This is a genomic window from Komagataeibacter sucrofermentans DSM 15973 (assembly GCF_040581405.1).
Classification (GTDB): Bacteria; Pseudomonadota; Alphaproteobacteria; order Acetobacterales; family Acetobacteraceae; genus Komagataeibacter; species Komagataeibacter sucrofermentans.
In genome coordinates, this window is record NZ_CP137157.1 from 2,615,081 (window position 1) to 2,631,134 (window position 16,054).

Sequence of the window (16,054 nt, forward strand, 5' to 3'; positions counted from 1 at the left end):
ATACGGAGCCGCCATGGCCGTTGGTCGGATCAGCCCTCCCGGACCTGCTGACGCAGGTGGGCGCCAGATAACGTGACCACGATCACGACAGTGCCAGCTCCCTAGGAAGTGCTTATCGGCCCAGGGGTTGAATCATGCCTGACGCACCCGGCAGCCCCGCCCTTTCTATTTAGTCCTCTTCCAGTGCGTCCGCAATGTTTTCCGCACGTTCGACAAGGTGGGCGAGCTGCTCCTTGCGGCGTTCGTTCTCGAGACGCGCCTGCCGGCCCTGTGCAAGCTGGTGGGCGGTGTCCGATGACATCTTTTCCGCCGTCAGGTCATGGATCTCGTCGGCCATGAGCAGGGCGGCAAGCGCCAGCAGCCGCCCCTCGCCGCTATGGCCGCCGAGTTCGCGGATGCGCTCGATCCGGCGCTCGACTTCCTGCGCCATGGCCTGGAGGTGTTTCTCCTGCCCTTCCTTGCACCCCACGGCGTAGGAAAAACCATTGATGCGCACGGTAACCTGGCTCATGGCCTATTCCTCCCCGCTAGTGGTTTCCCCACCTTCATCAAGCACGTCGCGCACGCGGGCAATGAGCACATCGATATTGGCGGCAAGCGCCTGCAGGTCGACATCAGGCGCTGCCGGCGGCGCGATGGCGGCCTGCGCGGTACGACGATCAAGGGCGAAGGCAATGCGATTGAGGGCGAGTTCAAGGCGGTCAGCCGGATTCTCTCCAGCCTCCGAGGGGGAGCGCGCGGCGTCCTGTTCCGGTGGCATGATAATATCAGACACGTTCATCCTTTCCCTCGTTCCTCCCCTTGAACTGATCGCGCGGTGCGGTTTCAACGTCAAGCATGATCGACAAACATGACCATTATATGCCGCTTGTCACGGTTTCAGGCGCGGGGGAGCTGGCGCTGGTCACTGCCACGGCGGCATCGTTACGCATGGAGTGCGCCGTGGTTTCCCCGCCCGGCGCGGGGTGTTTCATGGGCGTGCCATGGTGGGCGGCGCTGGTGGCGGGCTGCCCGCTGCCCGCCTGGCTGGACTGCGGGCAGGCGGCGGGCCATGCGGCAGCAGCCCTGCGCGCAGGATTGAGCGGTGTCATTGTCAGCGCCACGGCCCCGCAGCACCATGCGCTCGCATCACTGGCACGCATGACGGGTGGCCATGTGCTGCGCGCGCGCCCCCACGCGCTGGAACTGCCCGCAAGGGGGGCGAGGGATGCGCTGGAAAGATACCTGAGCGCCCGCCACATGCCATGACAGAACCGTCAGGGCAGGCGCAGGATGAACGGACACCCATTTGCAAGGGGAACGAAAAATGACACTGACACCGCAGGTCAAGGCGATCCTTGACCACTACGAAAGTGACACGCCGGGCACCAGGGCCAACCTCTACCGGCTCATGAACACCGGCAAGCTCGCGGGCACCGGCAAGCTGGTAATCCTGCCGGTCGATCAGGGCTTCGAGCATGGGCCGGGCCGTTCATTCGCTCCCAACCCGCCCGCCTATGACCCGCATTATCACTACTCGCTGGCCATCGAGGCCGGGCTGAACGCATTCGCAGCCCCCCTGGGCATGCTTGAGGCCGGGGCCAGCACGTTCGCGGGCCAGATTCCCACCATCCTCAAATGCAACAGCTCCGACAGCCTGACCACGCAGAAGAACCAGGCCGTGACCGGCACGGTGGCTGATGCGCTGCGGCTGGGCTGCTCGGCCATCGGGTTCACCATCTACCCCGCCAGCGACTACCAGTTCCACCAGATGGAGCAGCTGCGCGAAATGGCGCGCGAGGCCAAGAACGCGGGCCTTGCCGTGGTGGTGTGGAGCTACCCGCGCGGCCCGATGCTCGACAAGGCGGGCGAGACGGCCATCGACATCTGCGCCTATGCTGCCCACATCGCGGCCGAGCTTGGCGCGCACATCATCAAGGTCAAGCCCCCGACCGAGGATCTGTGCCTGCCTGCGGCCAAGAAGGTCTATATCGATGAGAAGGTCGATATCGCCACCCTGCCCGCGCGAATCCGCCATGTGGTGCAGTCGGCCTTCGCGGGCCGCCGCATCGTGATCTTCTCGGGCGGCGAGCACACCACCACCGCGCACCTGCTCGACACCATTCGTGGCATCCATCAGGGTGGCGGGTTCGGCTCGATCATCGGGCGCAACACTTTCCAGCGCCCGCGTGCCGAAGCGCTGAAGCTGCTTGGCGAGATTACCGACATCTTCGCGCAGAAGGTCTGACCCTGCTGCAAATTCCCCGCATGGCGAAGCGGGCCATGCGGGGGCTGTTCGCCACCGCCACGGTGGCATAGGATCGGCCCGACATGACCGATTGCCAGCTCTATCTCATCACCCCCGAATCGCTTGATCCGGCCACCTTCGCCCCCCGCCTTGCCGCAGCGCTCGACGCAGGCCCGGTGGCGGCGGTGCAACTGCGCCTTAAAAACGTGGATGACGACACCATCCGCCGCGCGGTGGACGTGCTCCAGCCCATAACCCATGCGCGTGACGTGGCCTTCATCATGAATGACCGGCCCGACCTTGCCGTAAGCTGCGGCTGCGACGGGGCGCATGTGGGCATGGACGATACCGACGTGGCCACCGCCCGGCGCATTCTGGGCGACAACCTGCAACTTGGCGTATCGTGCTATGACAGCCGCGACATGGCGCTGCGCGCGGGTGAGACCGGGGCGGATTACGTGGCATTTGGCGCGTTCTTCCCCTCGCCGTCGAAGGAAACCGAAGTGCGGGCCGACCCGGCGCTGCTCACATGGTGGAGCAGCATGATCGAACTGCCGGTCGTGGCCATTGGCGGCATCACGCCCGATAACTGCGGCACACTGGTGCGCGCGGGGGCGGATTTCCTGTCGGTCATCAGCGCGGTGTGGTCGCACCCTGATGGACCGGGTGCAGGCGTAAAGGCCATGAACGCGGCGATTGCAGCCGCCGAAGAATAAAGGTTTTTGGTGAAGCTTTTTCTAAAAAGCTTCAGAAGAACGCCGCCTTTTTGAAAAAAGGCGGCACCCAAAAACTTTCATTATTCCCTGATGTTTTACGATCCCTCTCCCAGCCACTGCACATCCGCAATCCGGTTCGTGCCCGCAGCCAGCATCACCAGCCGGTCAAAGCCCAGCGCAATGCCCGCGCAGGGCGGCAGGTTGCCAAGGGCGGACAGGAAAGCCTCGTCCATCGGCCAGTCCAGACCGGATTCGCCGGGGTAAAGGGCTGCACGCCGCGCCCGGTCGGCCTCAAAACGCACGCGCTGCTCGGCGGGGTCGGTCAGTTCCTCAAACGCATTGGCCAGTTCGATGCCGCCCGCATAAAGCTCGAAACGCAGCGCCACGCGCGGGTCAGCAGGATCACGCCGGGCCAGCGCTGCCTGGCTTGCAGGCCAGTGGGTGAGAAAGGTGGGGCGCGTGCGGCCGATATGTGGCTCGATGCGCGCCATCATCAGGCGGAAGAACAGATCCTCCCACGTCTCGCCCCGGCGCAGTTCACAGCCTGCGGCCTCAGCCAGCGCCGGGGCATCGCCCTCATGGGCCAGAATGTCCACGCCCGCATACCGGGCAAAGGCTTCAGCCACCGTCAGGCGCTCGAACGGAGCGGTAATGCTGATTTCATCCCCGCCCGCCCGCACCACGGGCGGCAGGACCGCGCGCAGCAGGGCTTCGGTTTCATCCATCAGCCCCGCCAGCGTGGCGCCGGGGCGATACCATTCCAGCATGGTGAACTCATGGGCATGCAGCCTGCTGCCCTCGGCATTCCGCCACACCCGCGCCAGTTGATATACGGGCAGGCCGGTGGCGGCGACGATGCGCTTCATGGCAAATTCCGGGCTGGTGTGCAGCCACAGCCGCTCGCGGCTGCCATCGGCCCCCGCGCGCTCGGTCGCGAATACTTTCAGATGCACTTCCTCGCCCGGAGTCGGCACGGCATAGGGGGTCTCGACTTCCGTATAGTGCCGCGCATCAAAAAATGCCCTCACGCCACGCAGCACGAGGCCCCGGCGCAGCAGTAGCGGCAGCCGGTCGGCAATGCGGGCACAGTCGGGGCGTGAAGGCAGGGACTCGGGCATGGGGCACGCTCTTTGGTTGCAGCGGACGGATACGCGCAGTACAGCCCTTGCATGGCATCACCGGTCAATCCCCCCCAGCCCCGGCGCACGCTGCGCAGCGTGGCCGACCTGCTTGCGGCAGGGCTGATTACCCCGGCGCAGGCACCAGAACTGGAAAACGTGGCGAAGCACTACGCCACCGCCATTCCGCCCGCCTTTGCCAGCCTGATCGAAACACCCGATGACCCGATCGGCCGCCAGGTCATTCCCGATGCGGCGGAAAGCCATACCGACCCCACCGAAGACCCGGACCCGATTGGCGATGACGCGCTCTCGCCCGTGCCGGGCATCGTGCACCGCTATGCCGACCGCGCGCTGCTCAAGCCGCTGCTGGTGTGCCCGCTTTACTGCCGCTTCTGCTTCCGCCGCGAGCATGTCGGCCCCGGCGGTGGCGTGCTTGACGAGGCGGCACTCGAGACAGCGCTCGACTGGCTGCGCACGCACCCGGACATTCATGAAGTCGTGATGACCGGCGGCGACCCGCTCATGCTCTCGCCGCGCCGCATGCGCGCGATCATGCAGGCGCTTGAGGGGATGGCGCATATCCACACCATCCGCATCCACACCCGCGTGCCGGTGGCCGATCCCGACCGGCTGGATGAGGAGATGGCCGAAGCCCTCGAGACCACGCGCTCGATGTGGCTGGTGGCGCACATCAACCACGCGCGTGAACTCACGCCCGCAGCCCGCGCCGCCATCCGCCGCGTGCAGGCGCGCGCCATACCCGTGCTGGGGCAGTCCGTGCTGCTGCGCGACGTGAACGACACGCCCGAGGCGCTCGAGGCACTTTTGCGCGCGCAGGTCGCCGCCCGCATCCGCCCCTATTACCTGCACCAGCTTGACCCCGCGCCGGGCACCGCGCGCTTTCACGTGCCCATACGCGAGGGGCAGCGCCTGCTGGCCAGCCTGCGCGGGCGGGTGACGGGCATTGCGTGGCCGACCTATGTGCTCGACATTCCCGGCGGGCATGGCAAGGTGCCGATCGGACCGGATTACCTGCGCACCGGCCCCGATGGCATGCTCGGCGCACTGGCGCCTGATGGCACGCTGCACCGCCTTGCGCGCGAACAGGGCTGAAAAGAGAGGCGCGAAACCTTGCCCTTCCGCGCGCGGGGCGCTAGAAGCCGAACCGCCATACTTCCCACAACCATACAGGGACCACCATGAAGCAGCAGGCAAACCTGATCCGTGCCGGGCAGGTCATCGAGCACGACGGCCGTCGCTGGACGGTCCTGAAGCAGCAGATCATCACGCCGGGCAAGGGCGGCGCATTCATCCAGGTGGAAATGCGCGACCTCAAGACCGGCAACAAGACCAACGAGCGCTGGCGCACCGCCGATACCGTTGAACGCCTGATGACCGAGGAGAAGGAATACACCTACTCCTACATGGATGGCGACAACATCGTGCTCATGGACCCCGAGACCTTCGAGCAGCTGATCCTGCCGCTTGACCTGCTGGGCGATCAGGCCCCCTTCCTGCAGGACAACATGACCCTGGTGCTCAACCTTGTGGAAGGCGACCCGGTTGGCGTGACGCTGCCAGCCCAGGTGACCCTTGAGGTGGTCGAGGCCGATCCGGTGGTAAAGGGCCAGACGGCAAGCTCGTCCTACAAGCCCGCCCGCCTGTCCAACGGCGTGAAAACCATGGTGCCCCCCTTCATTGAAGCCGGCGAGCGCATCGTGGTCCGCACCGAGGACAGCAGCTACGTCGAGCGCGCCAAGTCCTGACCCCATAAGGGCGGCAGCCTGCCCGCACGCAGGCCGCCACCCGTTTTTTTTCTTCACCCTTCACACCCGTTCCACCGCCGAACCAGACAGGACCGATCACCGTGGCAATGCGACTCTCTCCCCATATGACGGTGATGCAGAACGCTGCCCAGAAGGCCGCACGCCGCCTTCTGCGTGACTTCAGCGAAGTCGAGCAGCTTCAGGTCAGCATCAAGGGGCCTGGCGATTTCGTCTCGCAGGCCGACCTGCGGGCCGAAACCACCATCCACGAGGAACTGGCCCGCGCCCGGCCCGGCTACGCCTTCCTAATGGAGGAAAGCGGTGCCTCGGGCAGCGAAGGCTGGACGTGGCGCTGGGTGATCGACCCGCTCGATGGCACCACCAACTTCCTGCACGGCGTGCCGCACTGGGCCATTTCCATCGGCCTGCAGCGCCGCCTGCCCGATGGCACGATCGAGATCGTGGCGGGGCTGGTGTACAACCCCGTGGCCAACGAGATGTTCTGGGCCGAAAAGGGCGTTGGCGCGTTCCTTAACGACCGCCGCCTGCGCGTATCCGCCCGCCGGTCGATGAACGAGGCGCTGTTTGCCACCGGCATCCCGTTTGCCAAGGTCTCGGCGCGCAATCGCCTGTCGTTTGCGCGCACGCTGGGCGCACTCATGCCGCAGGTGGCGGGCATCCGCCGATTCGGTGCCGCCGCCCTCGACCTCGCCTGGGTCGCGGCAGGCCGGTACGATGGCTACTGGGAACTGGGTATCAAGCCGTGGGACTGCGCCGCCGGCATCCTGCTCGTGCGTGAGGCCGGTGGTTACGCAACCGACCCTGCGGGCGAGGATCTGAACGATCTCGCGGCCTCCATCGATGCGGTGGTGGGCAACCCCCACATGCACGGCCCGCTGCGCGAACTCGTGGCCAGCAGCATCGGCTGATGCACGGCAGGGCCCCCGTGGCCCGTTTGCCGATTGCGCCCCCGCCTGTGGCCCGGTAGCCTGCCGGGCATAATGCAGCACACATTCCCCTCCCTTCCCCGCCGGTCCGCGCGTGTGCTGGCCGTGCTGGGCGTTGCCACCTGCGCCCTGCTGGGCAGCGCGCATGCACAGGTCACCACCAGCAAGAGCGCGCTTGACGCCCTTGGCGCACCCAAAAAGCGCCCTGCCATGCTGCCCGATGGCGGCAGCATGAGCCTGTCGGGCGCCACCATGCCCGACATGCCGGAAAGTGCCACCAGCGCGCCGCCAGCAGCCCAGGTGCCGCCCACGCCCATGGCCCGCCCCCGGAAGGGTGCCAGCACCCCGCCACCCGCCACCCATCATGCAGCCGCTCCGGCACCAGCTCCGGCTCCAGCTCCAGCATCGCAGGCCGCCAGCCCCGCGCCAGCGCGCGCTGCAACAGCCCCGGCCAGCACGCACGCGACAGTTCCCGCGCCCACGCCGAGCAGCAGCACCAATGCCGTAGCGCCTGCCGCCGCCATTGCCGCCCTGCCGCCCGTAGCCGCAAGGCCGCCTGATAACCCGGTGCTGCACCCGCCCGAGACGCCCGTGCAACTGCACCCCTTCACGCCCCCGCCCGAGGTCAAGGCCGACCCGCAGGCACGCGGCCGGGCGGAAAAGGTTACGGGCGGCACGCGCCTGCACTTCGCCACGCAGTCAGCGGACATGAATCCGCGCATGATTACGGCCCTGCAAACATTTGCCACAATCATGCAAAAGCTGCCCGACCAGCACATCAACATCGTGGCCTATGGCGAAGGCCGCCCCGATGATCCCTCAACGCCACGGCGGGTTGCCTTGAGCCGCGGGCTTGCCGCGCGTTCGGTGCTGATCCACGCGGGCGTGGCCCCCACCCGCATCTATGTGCGCGCCATCGGCCTGCCCGATGCAAACGCCCAGGGCGCGGGTGCGGATTGTGTTGACGTAACCCGTTCCGGTGTGGTGGCCTCAACCACCCCTACCGACCCACCGGCGCATTAAGGAAACCATTGCGTGACACGACCGACGACCTACCTTTTACGGGTTCTTGTGTTTCTTCTGGCTGTCGGGGTTGTCGCAGCCCTGCTTTCCCCCACCCTCTATCAGGCGTTCTGCAACAATCCCTATCTTGATGGCCTGATCATCGGCATTCTCGTGCTCGGGGTGGCGTGGAACATCATCATGATCCTGCGCCTCATCCCCGAAGTGCGCTGGGTCAACATCCTGCGCCACCCGCGTGAGGGGCTGACCACGCCGCCGCCGCCGCGCCTGCTCGCCCCCATGGCCTCGATGCTGGCCACCCACGACAAGGGCCGCAGGCTGACGCTTTCCGCCCCGGTCATGCAGTCGCTGCTCGACAGCCTGTCCGCACGCCTTGACGAAGGGCGCGAACTCTCGCGCTACCTCACCGGGCTGCTCATCTTCCTCGGCCTGCTTGGCACGTTCTATGGCCTGCTGCTGACCGTGGGCTCCATTGCCGATGTGATTGGCAACATGTCGGTAGGCAGCGGCGACACCAACGCCATGTTCGACCAGCTCAAGACCGGGCTGGCAGGCCCGCTGCACGGCATGGGCACGGCGTTCTCGGGCTCGATGTTCGGGCTGGCGGGCGCTCTGGTGCTCGGCTTCCTTGATCTTACGGCGGGCCAGGCCCAGACCCGCTTCTTCAACGAGCTTGAGGAATGGCTGGCCACCATCACCCGCCTTTCGGCAGGCGGCCTGCAGGTGGGCGGCAATGATGCCAGCGTGCCCGCCTACGTGCAGGCGCTGCTCGAGCACACCGCCGAGAACATGGAAAAGCTGCAGGCCCTCATGGCGCGCAGCGAGGAGACGCGCGCGCAGGAGCAGCGCCTGCTGACCGCGCTGAACGACCGCCTGGCCCAGCTGGCCGACAACCGGGGCGAGGACCACCTGCAGGGCATTGAATCCCTGCTGGCCCGCCTTGTGCAGGAATCGGCGGCAGGACGCGAGCAGATGGCAGCCGACATCCGCAACGACCTGCGCCTGCTTGCGCGCACCATTGCTGCAAGCACGCCCGGAACGGGCCACTCCGCTTCCTGACCGCAGACCAAGGCAAGGGTTATTTCATGGCGCGCCGTTCCCGTCGCTCGATCCGTTCCGAACTGAATGCCTGGCCGGGCTATGTTGATGCGCTGTCAACATTGCTCATGGTCATCATCTTCGTGCTGCTGGTGTTCGTTCTGGGGCAGGCTTTCCTGTCCGTTACCCTGAACAAGCGCCAGCAGGCCCTTGACCAGCTCGAGCACGAGGTGGCCCGACTGGCCCAGATGCTCTCGCTCGAGCACAGCCACACCACCGCGCTCCAGACCGAGATCGCCACCCTGCACAAGGAGCACGAGGCGGACGCGGCCACCGCCAGCTCGCTCACCGCCCAGCTCAACCAGCAGACCAGCGAGCGCGATACCGCCCAGAGCCATGCTTCTGCTCTTGATGCCCAGCTTGCCCAGCTCAATGCGCAGCTCAGCGCCGTCAGCGCAGCGCTCGAAGTGAGCGAGCAGGCCGTGCAGGAGCGCGACCACAAGATCGACAACCTTGGCATGCAGCTCAACGTGGCGCTGGCGCGCAAGGTGGAGCAGTTGCAGCAGTACCGCTCCGAATTCTTTGGCCGCCTGCGCAGCGTGATGCAGGATCACAAGGGCGTGCAGATCGTGGGCGACCGCTTCGTGTTTCAAAGCGAGGTGCTGTTCCCCGTCGGCAGCGCCGACCTGTCGCCTGAGGGCGTGGAGCAGATCAAGATACTGGCCAAGACGCTGCGGCAGGTCGCTGCCCAGATTCCGCCCGACGTGCCGTGGATCCTGCGCGTGGACGGCCATGCCGACCGGCTGCCCATTCACACCGCCTTCCCCAGCAACTGGGAGCTGTCATCCGAGCGCGCCATTACGGTGGTCAAGCTGCTGATTGCCGAGGGCATCAACCCGCACCATCTGGCCGCGACCGGCTTTTCGGACTACCAGCCGCTTGATAACGGCACCACGGCCGAGGCCTATGCCCGCAACCGCCGCATCGAGTTCCGCCTGACGGACCGCTGACAGGCAAGAATCAGGATCAAAAGTTTTTGGGCGCCGCCTTTTTTCAAAAAGGCGGCGTTTCCTGAAGCTTTTTGAAAAAAGCTTCACCAAAAACTTTTATCTTTTAATGATGTTTTTCAGGTGGGCTGGCCAAAGGCCTTCAGGCGCAACTGCTCGGTCTGGTGGGCTGCATCGGGAATGGTGGGCTCGAGCTGCAACACATGCTGCCAAGCTTTCCACGCTGCCTGCCAGTCGCCGCGCTGGGCTTCCGCTTCTTGCAGAATCTTCCATGCCATGACATCGCGCCCATCATGGTGCAGGGCCACGCCAAGGTCGGCCACCGCGCCATCAGGGTTGGCCGCGGCAAGGCGGGCCTGCGCGCGGTTGCGCCACAGCACCTCCACATCGGGCTGAAGCAGCAGGGCATCATCCATGTCCTGCTCGGCATCAAGCGGGCGCTGGGCGTCAAGATCATCCTGTGCGCGGCGCACCAGCAGAGTGGTGGTGGGCGCCAGATCCTTCAGGCGTAGCTGCTCGATGCGCCCGAGCAGATCACGCGCGCCACGTGCCGTGGCGGCATGGGCCAGTTCCGTCTCGAGACTGTCCAGCGATGGCTCGGCCGACGTGCTGCCCTGCGCCCTGGCGGGCGGGCCTGCGTGCCGGTCAAGCCCGTGGGCCGGAGCATCCGCCGCGCGGGCAGGCAGGGGCAACAGGCTGGCTGCAAGCATGAGTACGCACGAAAAGCCACGCACACAGGTTATTGAAAACCTGCCTGCGCGGCTTTGCGGCTGTTCAAAGATGAACCGGACGGTCAAGGCCGTCTGGCAATCAGCCCTGACGGGCCTTCATGCGCGGGTTCTTCTTGTTGATGACGTAGACCTTGCCACGGCGACGGACCACACGGCAGTCCTTGTCCCGAACCTTGGCCGATTTCAGGCTGTTTCTGATTTTCATGATCCGACCCTCGACTAGCGGCGATGTGCCGCAAAAGAGGCGCCCGAATACCCTTGCCTGCGCCAAGAGTCAACTCCAGCAGCGGATTCTGGCGCCATTTACAGCAGGGAATTCGCCTGCGGGATCGAATCTGGCATAAAAAACGGGGCAATGGCCTGAAAATCCGCAGCCCGGGGCGAGCGCGGTCGCCAGGCCAGGCCAATGGTGCGCCAGGCCTGCGCGCCGCTTACGGGGCGCACGGTCAGGCGGGTCCAGTCCATCAGCTGCGAGTCGACCGCCATCTGCGGCAGCAGCGCCAGCCCCATGCCTGCCGCCACCATTTCCACCAGCGTGAACAGCGAGGTAACGGCGCATTGCGTCTCGTCCTCCGGGCGCGGCCAGCCGCCCGCCTGGCGGCACATGGCCAGCGTCTGCTCGCGCAGGCAGTGCCCGTCCTCGAGCAGGATCATGCGCTCATGCGCAAGGTCGGGCACGGGCACCACGTCAAGGCGGGCAAACGGGTGCGCGCGCGGCATGACCAGCATGAAGGGGTCGCGCCACAGCGGCAGGGTTTCGCTATCGGCGCAGTCACACGGCATGGCCAGCAGCACGAGATCGAGTCGGCCCAGCGCCAGTTTTTCCATTACGTTATGGGTCAGGTCTTCGCTCAGCGAGAGGTTCAGCCGGGGGTACTGACGCGGCAGGCGGGCCACGAGGGCAGGCATGACAAACGGCCCGATGGTGGGAATGACGCCCAGCCGCAGCAGCCCGCTCATCGGCTCACGCGAGGCCACGGCCATGTCGAGCACGCCCTGCAGGGCCTCAAGCGCGTGGCGGGCCTGACCCACCACCCTGTCGCCCAAGGGGGTGAACACGACTTTCTTGCCCACCTCACGGTCGAGCAGCTTCACATCCATCTGGCGCTCAAGGGCCAGGATACCGGCGGAAAGCGTGGACTGGGTTACGGCGCAGGCCTTGGCAGCACGACCAAAATGACGCAGCTCTGCCAGCGAGACCAGATAACGGAGCTGCTGGGCGGAAGGCATCGGAAGCATCGATAATGCCGATCAATATGTCTATGAATTATTCACTGGTATGATAGCAGCATCCCCGCCATAGATACAGTTGCCGGGTTGCGATACCGACCCGTTCCATATTTTAACCCAAACAGGAGATTTCCTGATGCTGACAGTTGGTGACAAGTTTCCCGCCTTCAACCTGACCGCCGTTCCCGGTGGGCCCGAAGGGCTCAAGGGCGAGTTCGTGCAGATCACGGACGCGTGCAACGAAGGCAAGTGGAAGGTCGTCTTCTTCTGGCCGCTCGACTTCACCTTCGTCTGCCCGACCGAGATCGTGGCCTTCGGCAAGCTCAACGGCGAGTTCAAGGACCGTGACGCCGTGGTGTATGGCGTGTCGATCGACAGCGCCTTCGTGCACCTGAACTGGCGCCTGAACCACGAGGAACTCAAGAACCTCGAGATTCCGATGCTGGCCGACATCAAGCGCGAGCTGATCGAAAGCTGCGGCGTGATGGCACAGCAGGCTGGCGCCGCACTCCGCGCCACCTTCATTGTCGACCCCGAGGGCATCATCCGCCATGTCAGCGTCAATGACCTGTCGGTTGGCCGCAACCCGCAGGAGGTGCTGCGCATCCTCGACGGGCTGCAGAGCGATGAGCTGTGCCCGTGCAACTGGAACAAGGGCGACGCCTTCATCAAGGCCTGATCCTTACAGCCGGTTCAGGTTTCCGCGCGGGTCATGCCCCCGCGCGGCAGCCCGCGCCGCCTGCCCCGACACCTGCCGCCAGACCGCGCGCAGGCGTGGGGACAAGCGGGGCCATGCCCCCTGCCACCCCTGACACTTATGGAGAAAGCCCATGTCGATCGACTCCATCAAGGCCGCGCTGCCCGATTACGCCAAGGACCTCAAGCTCAACCTGAGTTCGCTGGCCAATGACATCACGCTCACGCCCCAGCAGCTTGGCGGCACGTTTGTCGCTTCCGCCATTGCCACGCGCAACACGGCGCTGACCCATGCGCTCGTGGCCGAGTATGGCCCGAAGCTCACCCCCGAGGCGCTCGAGGCCGCCCGCGCGGCAGCCGCCATCATGGGCATGAACAATGTCTATTACCGCTTCGTGCACCTTGTGGGTGGCGACTATGCCAAGATGCCCGCGCGCCTGCGCATGAACATCATTGCGCGCCCCGGCGTGGAGAAGGCTGATTTCGAGCTGTGGTCCATGGCGGTCTCGGCCATCAATGGCTGTGGCATGTGCATGGAAAGCCATGAGCAGCAGCTCCGTGCGGCAGGCATCAGCACCGAGCAGATCCAGACCGCCGTGCGCATTGCCGCAACCGTAAGCGGCCTGGCTGTTGTGCTCGAAGGCGTGGAAATTCCCGCCTGAACGCACCCACTACCCTGAAAAACGCCATGAATCGGAAGATCATGGCGTTTTTTTTCGCCTGCCCTGTTGCCATGACGGGGCCAGCCTGTTATTTGCCCTTTCACCGAATGGTTGCCACCCCAAGGGGTTGCAGCGGATGCGGGTGTAGCTCAGTTGGTTAGAGCGCCGGCCTGTCACGCCGGAGGTCGCGGGTTCGAGCCCCGTCACTCGCGCCACTTTACGGTGCCTCCCAAAACTAAAATCTTCTCTATGAGAATAAAGTTTCTGGTGAAGCTTTTCGAAAAAAGCCGGCACCCAAAAACATCTGTTTTTCTGGCTTAAACCTGCCCTGCCCCAGCATCAGCAAGATACTGCGCCACCATGGGCCGGTATGTCGCACCAAACAGGCGCAGATGCACCAGCGCGATCCATAGCCGGTAGATGGCGAAGCGCACCGCATATCCCGCCTCCAGCGGGCCTTCAGCCATATAGAACGCCGCTGGCGGCTGCGAGAACACGCCAGCCGTGGCCAGATCTACCTCGGCATGGCCGTAATAGCAGCACGGGTCGATCAGGCCGGTCACGCGCCTGTTCGCCACCAGCACGTTCCCACTCCACAGATCGCCATGCAGCAGGGCGGGCGCAGGCATTGCGGGCAGCAGGTCCGGCAGGCGGCGCATGAGTGTCTCAAGGCTGTGGGCCACATCTATGGGCACATGCGCCAGATGCACGCCCAGACGGTGCTCGGCCCAGAATTGCGGCCAGCTATCAGCCCATGTATTGCGCACGCTGACCGCGCCAAGGGCGTAATCCCCGGTCCAGCCATAGCGGGTCAGGCCCCCTTCGGGGCGGGCTTCATGCACCTGCGCCAGCACGCGGCCCAGATCGCCCCAGCAGGTGGCCAGCGTGCCTTCGGTGGGTCGGTATTCCATCACCAGCGCATCCGCATCCACCGCCAGCACGGTGGGCACGGGGGCGCCAGTCGCGCCAAGGGCGCGCAGCATGGCGGCCTCAGTCAGCGGGTCGGGGCCGTTCTTGGCCACGACCCTGCGCCCGTCATTAAGGTAGACCAGCAGGGTCTGGGCAATGTCGCCGCCCTGGAGCGGCTGCCAGTTCCACAGCCCCGACCCCAGCAGGGTGGCGGCATGGCGGGCGAGGCGACTCATGGGCGGGCCTGCAAGAGCCTGACCAGCGCCTCCGCCCCGGCGCTGACATCGCGCCATGTGGTCTCGAACCCGCTGGCATCGCCATAATATGGGTCAGCCACCGCCTCGCCCTGCCTGCCGGGCACGTGGTCGAGCAGCAGCGAGAGTGCGGCACGCGCGCCCTGTGGCTGCATGGCCCGCAGATGCGCAAGATTGGCATGGTCGAGGGCAATGATGTGGGTAAAGCGGGTAAAATCGGCAGGCCGGACCACGCGGGCGCGGTAACGACCCATGTCGATGCCATGCTGCCGCGCCACAGCACAGGCCCGGCGGTCGGGCGGGGAACCGGCATGCCAGTTGCCCGTGCCCGCCGAATCGACCACAACCTCCAGCCCGGCCGCCTGGGCAGCCTGCTTTAACGCGGCCTCGGCCAGCGGCGAGCGGCAGATATTGCCCATGCAGACAAACAGGACGGCAGGGCGGGTGGTCATCTAGCCCCCTTTGCGCTCGGGAAATTTCTGCGCCAGAATTCCCAGCGTCTCGGCAATGAGGGCAGCAGGCGTTTCCTCAAGATGCACCACGATGGGGTGCTCATCCGCCGTGGGCGGCTCGAGTGTTGCAAGCTGGCTGGGCAGCAGGCTGGGCGGCATGTAATGCCCGCGCCTGCGTTTGAGGCGGTCGTAGAGCGTGTCCTCGGGGATTTCGAGATAGATGAACACGATATCCGCCGCCCCGTCCGCGCGCAGCAGGTCGCGGTAGGAGCGCTTGAGCGCCGAGCAGGTCAGGATACCCCCCTGCCCCGACGCCACGCGCTCGAGCAGCCATTTATGGCACTGCTCAAGCCATGGCAGGCGATCGGCATCGGTCAGGGGAATGCCCGCGGCCATTTTTTCCACATTGGCGCGCGGGTGCAGCAGGTCGCCTTCCTGATAAGGCCAGCCCAGCACGTTGTGCAGCCCTTCGGCCAGCGTGGTCTTGCCGCAGCCCGAAACCCCCATGACGACCAGAACCAGCGGCCTGATGCCCTGGTCCTGCAAGCCGCGCCCGGTCATGCCACGCCCAGCCGCTGCAGGCCGTCGGCGGTCGCCACGATCACCTCCGACGTACGGCCAATGAACAGCCCGGTCTCGATCACGCCCACGATCTGCTCAAGTTCGCGCTGCAGGCCAACGGAATCGGCAATCGGGCCAAAGTGGCAGTCAAGGATCATGTTGCCGCCATCGGTCACGAACACATTGCCGCCCCGGTCCAGGCGCTGGCTGATTTTGGCTCCCAGCGCTTCAAGCTGGCGGGCGGTGCTGGTCCAGCCGAAATTGGCGACCTCGACCGGCACGGGCACGCGCGCGCCAAGGCGGTCGACGATCTTGCTGTCATCAACCACCACCACGAATTTGCGCGCGGCGGCAGCCACGATCTTCTCGCGGAACAGCGCGCCGCCCAGCCCCTTGATGAGGTTGAGCGAACCGCGCTCGACCTCATCGGCGCCATCAATGTCGATATCGATCTGCGGATGGGTGGCGAAAGTGACGAGCTTGATGCCATGCGAGCGCGCCTGCTCGGCCGAGCGCTCGGATGTGGGAATGGCGCTAAAGCGCAGGCCATCCGCCCAGCGGCGGCCAAGTTCCTCGATCATGAAAGCCGATGTGCTGCCTGAGCCAAGGCCGACCACCATGCCTTCCTTGACCATGTCGGCGGCTTCGATGGCGGCCTGCCGCTTCAGTTCTGCCCGTGGGTCCGCGTTATGGGTGGACATGCGCTGCTTCCTC

Annotated in this window: 21 protein-coding genes, 1 tRNA gene and 1 other RNA gene; 12 read left to right on the forward strand and 11 right to left on the reverse strand. The window is 65.5% G+C overall.

All coding sequences use genetic code 11. The annotated features are described in order from the left end of the window. Position 1 precedes the first annotated feature (1 nt). From ssrS to R5N89_RS12385, 3 genes are all read right to left on the reverse strand, one after another. Positions 2–160, reverse strand: a non-coding RNA gene (gene ssrS, locus R5N89_RS12375) — 6S RNA. A 9-nt stretch (positions 161–169) separates the two neighbouring features. Beyond that, a complete protein-coding gene (locus R5N89_RS12380) occupies positions 170–511 on the reverse strand; it encodes a cell division protein ZapA (protein ID WP_110569567.1) in 342 nt (113 codons plus the stop codon). Between the two features lie 3 nt (positions 512–514). Further along, positions 515–781 carry a hypothetical protein gene (locus R5N89_RS12385; protein WP_110569566.1) on the reverse strand — a complete coding sequence of 89 codons (267 nt, stop codon included), beginning with the start codon at positions 779–781 and terminating at the stop codon, positions 515–517. 56 nt (positions 782–837) lie between these two features. Here R5N89_RS12385 and R5N89_RS12390 point away from each other — a divergent pair, with 56 nt between their 5' ends. The 3 genes from R5N89_RS12390 to thiE all read left to right on the forward strand — a co-directional run bounded on the left by R5N89_RS12390 (position 838) and on the right by thiE (position 2,943). Further along, positions 838–1,248: a hypothetical protein gene (locus R5N89_RS12390; protein ID WP_110569565.1), complete on the forward strand. Its 411-nt coding sequence runs from the start codon at positions 838–840 to the stop codon at positions 1,246–1,248. A 58-nt stretch (positions 1,249–1,306) separates the two neighbouring features. Beyond that, positions 1,307–2,227: a class I fructose-bisphosphate aldolase gene (locus R5N89_RS12395; RefSeq protein WP_110569564.1), complete on the forward strand. Its 921-nt coding sequence runs from the start codon at positions 1,307–1,309 to the stop codon at positions 2,225–2,227. Between the two features lie 83 nt (positions 2,228–2,310). Continuing rightward, the gene (gene thiE / locus R5N89_RS12400; RefSeq protein WP_110569563.1) at positions 2,311–2,943 is read left to right on the forward strand and encodes a thiamine phosphate synthase; all 633 of its coding nucleotides are present in this window, start codon (positions 2,311–2,313) and stop codon (positions 2,941–2,943) included. A gap of 95 nt (positions 2,944–3,038) precedes the next feature. Here thiE and epmA read toward each other — a convergent pair whose 3' ends face one another. Further along, complete coding sequence (epmA, locus tag R5N89_RS12405; RefSeq protein ID WP_110569562.1) at positions 3,039–4,061, reverse strand: EF-P lysine aminoacylase EpmA; 1,023 nt, start codon at positions 4,059–4,061, stop codon at positions 3,039–3,041. Positions 4,062–4,112: 51 nt separating this feature from the next. On the opposite strand from epmA, the gene R5N89_RS12410 reads away from it, so the two are divergent. The 6 genes from R5N89_RS12410 (at position 4,113) to R5N89_RS12435 (ending at position 9,848) form a co-directional block, all read left to right on the forward strand. After that, positions 4,113–5,177 (forward strand): lysine-2,3-aminomutase-like protein, encoded by a 1,065-nt coding sequence (locus R5N89_RS12410; RefSeq protein ID WP_110569561.1) that lies wholly within the window; start codon positions 4,113–4,115, stop codon positions 5,175–5,177. An 86-nt stretch (positions 5,178–5,263) separates the two neighbouring features. Next, positions 5,264–5,830 carry an elongation factor P gene (gene efp, locus R5N89_RS12415; protein WP_110569560.1) on the forward strand — a complete coding sequence of 189 codons (567 nt, stop codon included), beginning with the start codon at positions 5,264–5,266 and terminating at the stop codon, positions 5,828–5,830. A 107-nt stretch (positions 5,831–5,937) separates the two neighbouring features. Next, positions 5,938–6,759, forward strand: a complete 822-nt coding sequence (locus R5N89_RS12420) for an inositol monophosphatase family protein (protein ID WP_167400888.1) — start codon at positions 5,938–5,940, stop codon at positions 6,757–6,759. Positions 6,760–6,831: 72 nt separating this feature from the next. Beyond that, positions 6,832–7,800, forward strand: coding sequence for an OmpA family protein (locus R5N89_RS12425; RefSeq protein ID WP_244192216.1), 969 nt, complete (start codon positions 6,832–6,834; stop codon positions 7,798–7,800). A gap of 12 nt (positions 7,801–7,812) precedes the next feature. Then, complete coding sequence (locus tag R5N89_RS12430) at positions 7,813–8,859, forward strand: flagellar motor protein MotA (protein WP_110569558.1); 1,047 nt, start codon at positions 7,813–7,815, stop codon at positions 8,857–8,859. A 26-nt stretch (positions 8,860–8,885) separates the two neighbouring features. After that, the gene (locus R5N89_RS12435) at positions 8,886–9,848 is read left to right on the forward strand and encodes a peptidoglycan -binding protein (protein WP_110569557.1); all 963 of its coding nucleotides are present in this window, start codon (positions 8,886–8,888) and stop codon (positions 9,846–9,848) included. A gap of 116 nt (positions 9,849–9,964) precedes the next feature. Here R5N89_RS12435 and R5N89_RS12440 read toward each other — a convergent pair whose 3' ends face one another. The 3 genes from R5N89_RS12440 to R5N89_RS12450 form a co-directional block, all read right to left on the reverse strand. Continuing rightward, on the reverse strand, positions 9,965–10,555 hold the full coding sequence (locus tag R5N89_RS12440; protein WP_110569593.1) for a hypothetical protein: 591 nt from the start codon (positions 10,553–10,555) through the stop codon (positions 9,965–9,967). Between the two features lie 100 nt (positions 10,556–10,655). Continuing rightward, positions 10,656–10,781, reverse strand: a complete 126-nt coding sequence (gene ykgO / locus R5N89_RS12445; protein ID WP_003617324.1) for a type B 50S ribosomal protein L36 — start codon at positions 10,779–10,781, stop codon at positions 10,656–10,658. Between the two features lie 98 nt (positions 10,782–10,879). Further along, positions 10,880–11,815: a hydrogen peroxide-inducible genes activator gene (locus R5N89_RS12450; protein ID WP_110569556.1), complete on the reverse strand. Its 936-nt coding sequence runs from the start codon at positions 11,813–11,815 to the stop codon at positions 10,880–10,882. Positions 11,816–11,942: 127 nt separating this feature from the next. On the opposite strand from R5N89_RS12450, the gene R5N89_RS12455 reads away from it, so the two are divergent. The 3 genes from R5N89_RS12455 (at position 11,943) to R5N89_RS12465 (ending at position 13,379) form a co-directional block, all read left to right on the forward strand. Next, the gene (locus R5N89_RS12455; protein ID WP_110569555.1) at positions 11,943–12,485 is read left to right on the forward strand and encodes a peroxiredoxin; all 543 of its coding nucleotides are present in this window, start codon (positions 11,943–11,945) and stop codon (positions 12,483–12,485) included. 151 nt (positions 12,486–12,636) lie between these two features. Then, complete coding sequence (locus R5N89_RS12460; protein ID WP_110569554.1) at positions 12,637–13,164, forward strand: carboxymuconolactone decarboxylase family protein; 528 nt, start codon at positions 12,637–12,639, stop codon at positions 13,162–13,164. A gap of 138 nt (positions 13,165–13,302) precedes the next feature. Next, a tRNA-Asp gene (locus R5N89_RS12465) sits at positions 13,303–13,379 on the forward strand. 102 nt (positions 13,380–13,481) lie between these two features. Here R5N89_RS12465 and R5N89_RS12470 read toward each other — a convergent pair. From R5N89_RS12470 to rpiA, 4 genes are read right to left on the reverse strand one after another with little or no spacing between them, the layout of a single operon-like run. After that, entirely contained in the window at positions 13,482–14,309 is an 828-nt protein-coding gene (locus R5N89_RS12470; RefSeq protein ID WP_110569553.1) for a fructosamine kinase family protein, read from the reverse strand. Then, positions 14,306–14,779 (reverse strand): low molecular weight protein-tyrosine-phosphatase, encoded by a 474-nt coding sequence (locus R5N89_RS12475; protein WP_110569552.1) that lies wholly within the window; start codon positions 14,777–14,779, stop codon positions 14,306–14,308. Before R5N89_RS12475 ends, R5N89_RS12470 begins: the two co-directional genes overlap by 4 nt. After that, positions 14,780–15,340 carry a gluconokinase gene (locus R5N89_RS12480; protein ID WP_167400887.1) on the reverse strand — a complete coding sequence of 187 codons (561 nt, stop codon included), beginning with the start codon at positions 15,338–15,340 and terminating at the stop codon, positions 14,780–14,782. Then, positions 15,337–16,041, reverse strand: a complete 705-nt coding sequence (gene rpiA / locus R5N89_RS12485) for a ribose-5-phosphate isomerase RpiA (protein ID WP_110569551.1) — start codon at positions 16,039–16,041, stop codon at positions 15,337–15,339. The genes R5N89_RS12480 and rpiA overlap by 4 nt, the downstream gene beginning before the upstream one ends. Positions 16,042–16,054 lie beyond the last annotated feature (13 nt).

Excerpts from the sequence above, each read along its gene's own strand:
- epmA (WP_110569562.1), bottom strand. The coding sequence starts at position 4,061 with ATGCCCGAGTCCCTGCCTTCACGCCCCGACTGTGCCCGCATTGCCGAC.
- R5N89_RS12470 (WP_110569553.1), bottom strand. The coding sequence starts at position 14,309 with ATGAGTCGCCTCGCCCGCCATGCCGCCACCCTGCTGGGGTCGGGGCTG.
- R5N89_RS12435 (WP_110569557.1), top strand. The coding sequence starts at position 8,886 with ATGGCGCGCCGTTCCCGTCGCTCGATCCGTTCCGAACTGAATGCCTGG.
- R5N89_RS12410 (WP_110569561.1), top strand. The coding sequence starts at position 4,113 with ATGGCATCACCGGTCAATCCCCCCCAGCCCCGGCGCACGCTGCGCAGC.
- R5N89_RS12440 (WP_110569593.1), bottom strand. The coding sequence starts at position 10,555 with ATGCTTGCAGCCAGCCTGTTGCCCCTGCCTGCCCGCGCGGCGGATGCT.
- R5N89_RS12425 (WP_244192216.1), top strand. The coding sequence starts at position 6,832 with ATGCAGCACACATTCCCCTCCCTTCCCCGCCGGTCCGCGCGTGTGCTG.
- R5N89_RS12475 (WP_110569552.1), bottom strand. The coding sequence starts at position 14,779 with ATGACCACCCGCCCTGCCGTCCTGTTTGTCTGCATGGGCAATATCTGC.
- R5N89_RS12380 (WP_110569567.1), bottom strand. The coding sequence starts at position 511 with ATGAGCCAGGTTACCGTGCGCATCAATGGTTTTTCCTACGCCGTGGGG.
- R5N89_RS12390 (WP_110569565.1), top strand. The coding sequence starts at position 838 with ATGATCGACAAACATGACCATTATATGCCGCTTGTCACGGTTTCAGGC.
- ykgO (WP_003617324.1), bottom strand. The coding sequence starts at position 10,781 with ATGAAAATCAGAAACAGCCTGAAATCGGCCAAGGTTCGGGACAAGGAC.
- R5N89_RS12460 (WP_110569554.1), top strand. The coding sequence starts at position 12,637 with ATGTCGATCGACTCCATCAAGGCCGCGCTGCCCGATTACGCCAAGGAC.
- R5N89_RS12385 (WP_110569566.1), bottom strand. The coding sequence starts at position 781 with ATGAACGTGTCTGATATTATCATGCCACCGGAACAGGACGCCGCGCGC.
- R5N89_RS12450 (WP_110569556.1), bottom strand. The coding sequence starts at position 11,815 with ATGCTTCCGATGCCTTCCGCCCAGCAGCTCCGTTATCTGGTCTCGCTG.
- rpiA (WP_110569551.1), bottom strand. The coding sequence starts at position 16,041 with ATGTCCACCCATAACGCGGACCCACGGGCAGAACTGAAGCGGCAGGCC.
- R5N89_RS12395 (WP_110569564.1), top strand. The coding sequence starts at position 1,307 with ATGACACTGACACCGCAGGTCAAGGCGATCCTTGACCACTACGAAAGT.
- R5N89_RS12480 (WP_167400887.1), bottom strand. The coding sequence starts at position 15,340 with ATGACCGGGCGCGGCTTGCAGGACCAGGGCATCAGGCCGCTGGTTCTG.
- thiE (WP_110569563.1), top strand. The coding sequence starts at position 2,311 with ATGACCGATTGCCAGCTCTATCTCATCACCCCCGAATCGCTTGATCCG.
- efp (WP_110569560.1), top strand. The coding sequence starts at position 5,264 with ATGAAGCAGCAGGCAAACCTGATCCGTGCCGGGCAGGTCATCGAGCAC.
- R5N89_RS12420 (WP_167400888.1), top strand. The coding sequence starts at position 5,938 with ATGCGACTCTCTCCCCATATGACGGTGATGCAGAACGCTGCCCAGAAG.
- R5N89_RS12455 (WP_110569555.1), top strand. The coding sequence starts at position 11,943 with ATGCTGACAGTTGGTGACAAGTTTCCCGCCTTCAACCTGACCGCCGTT.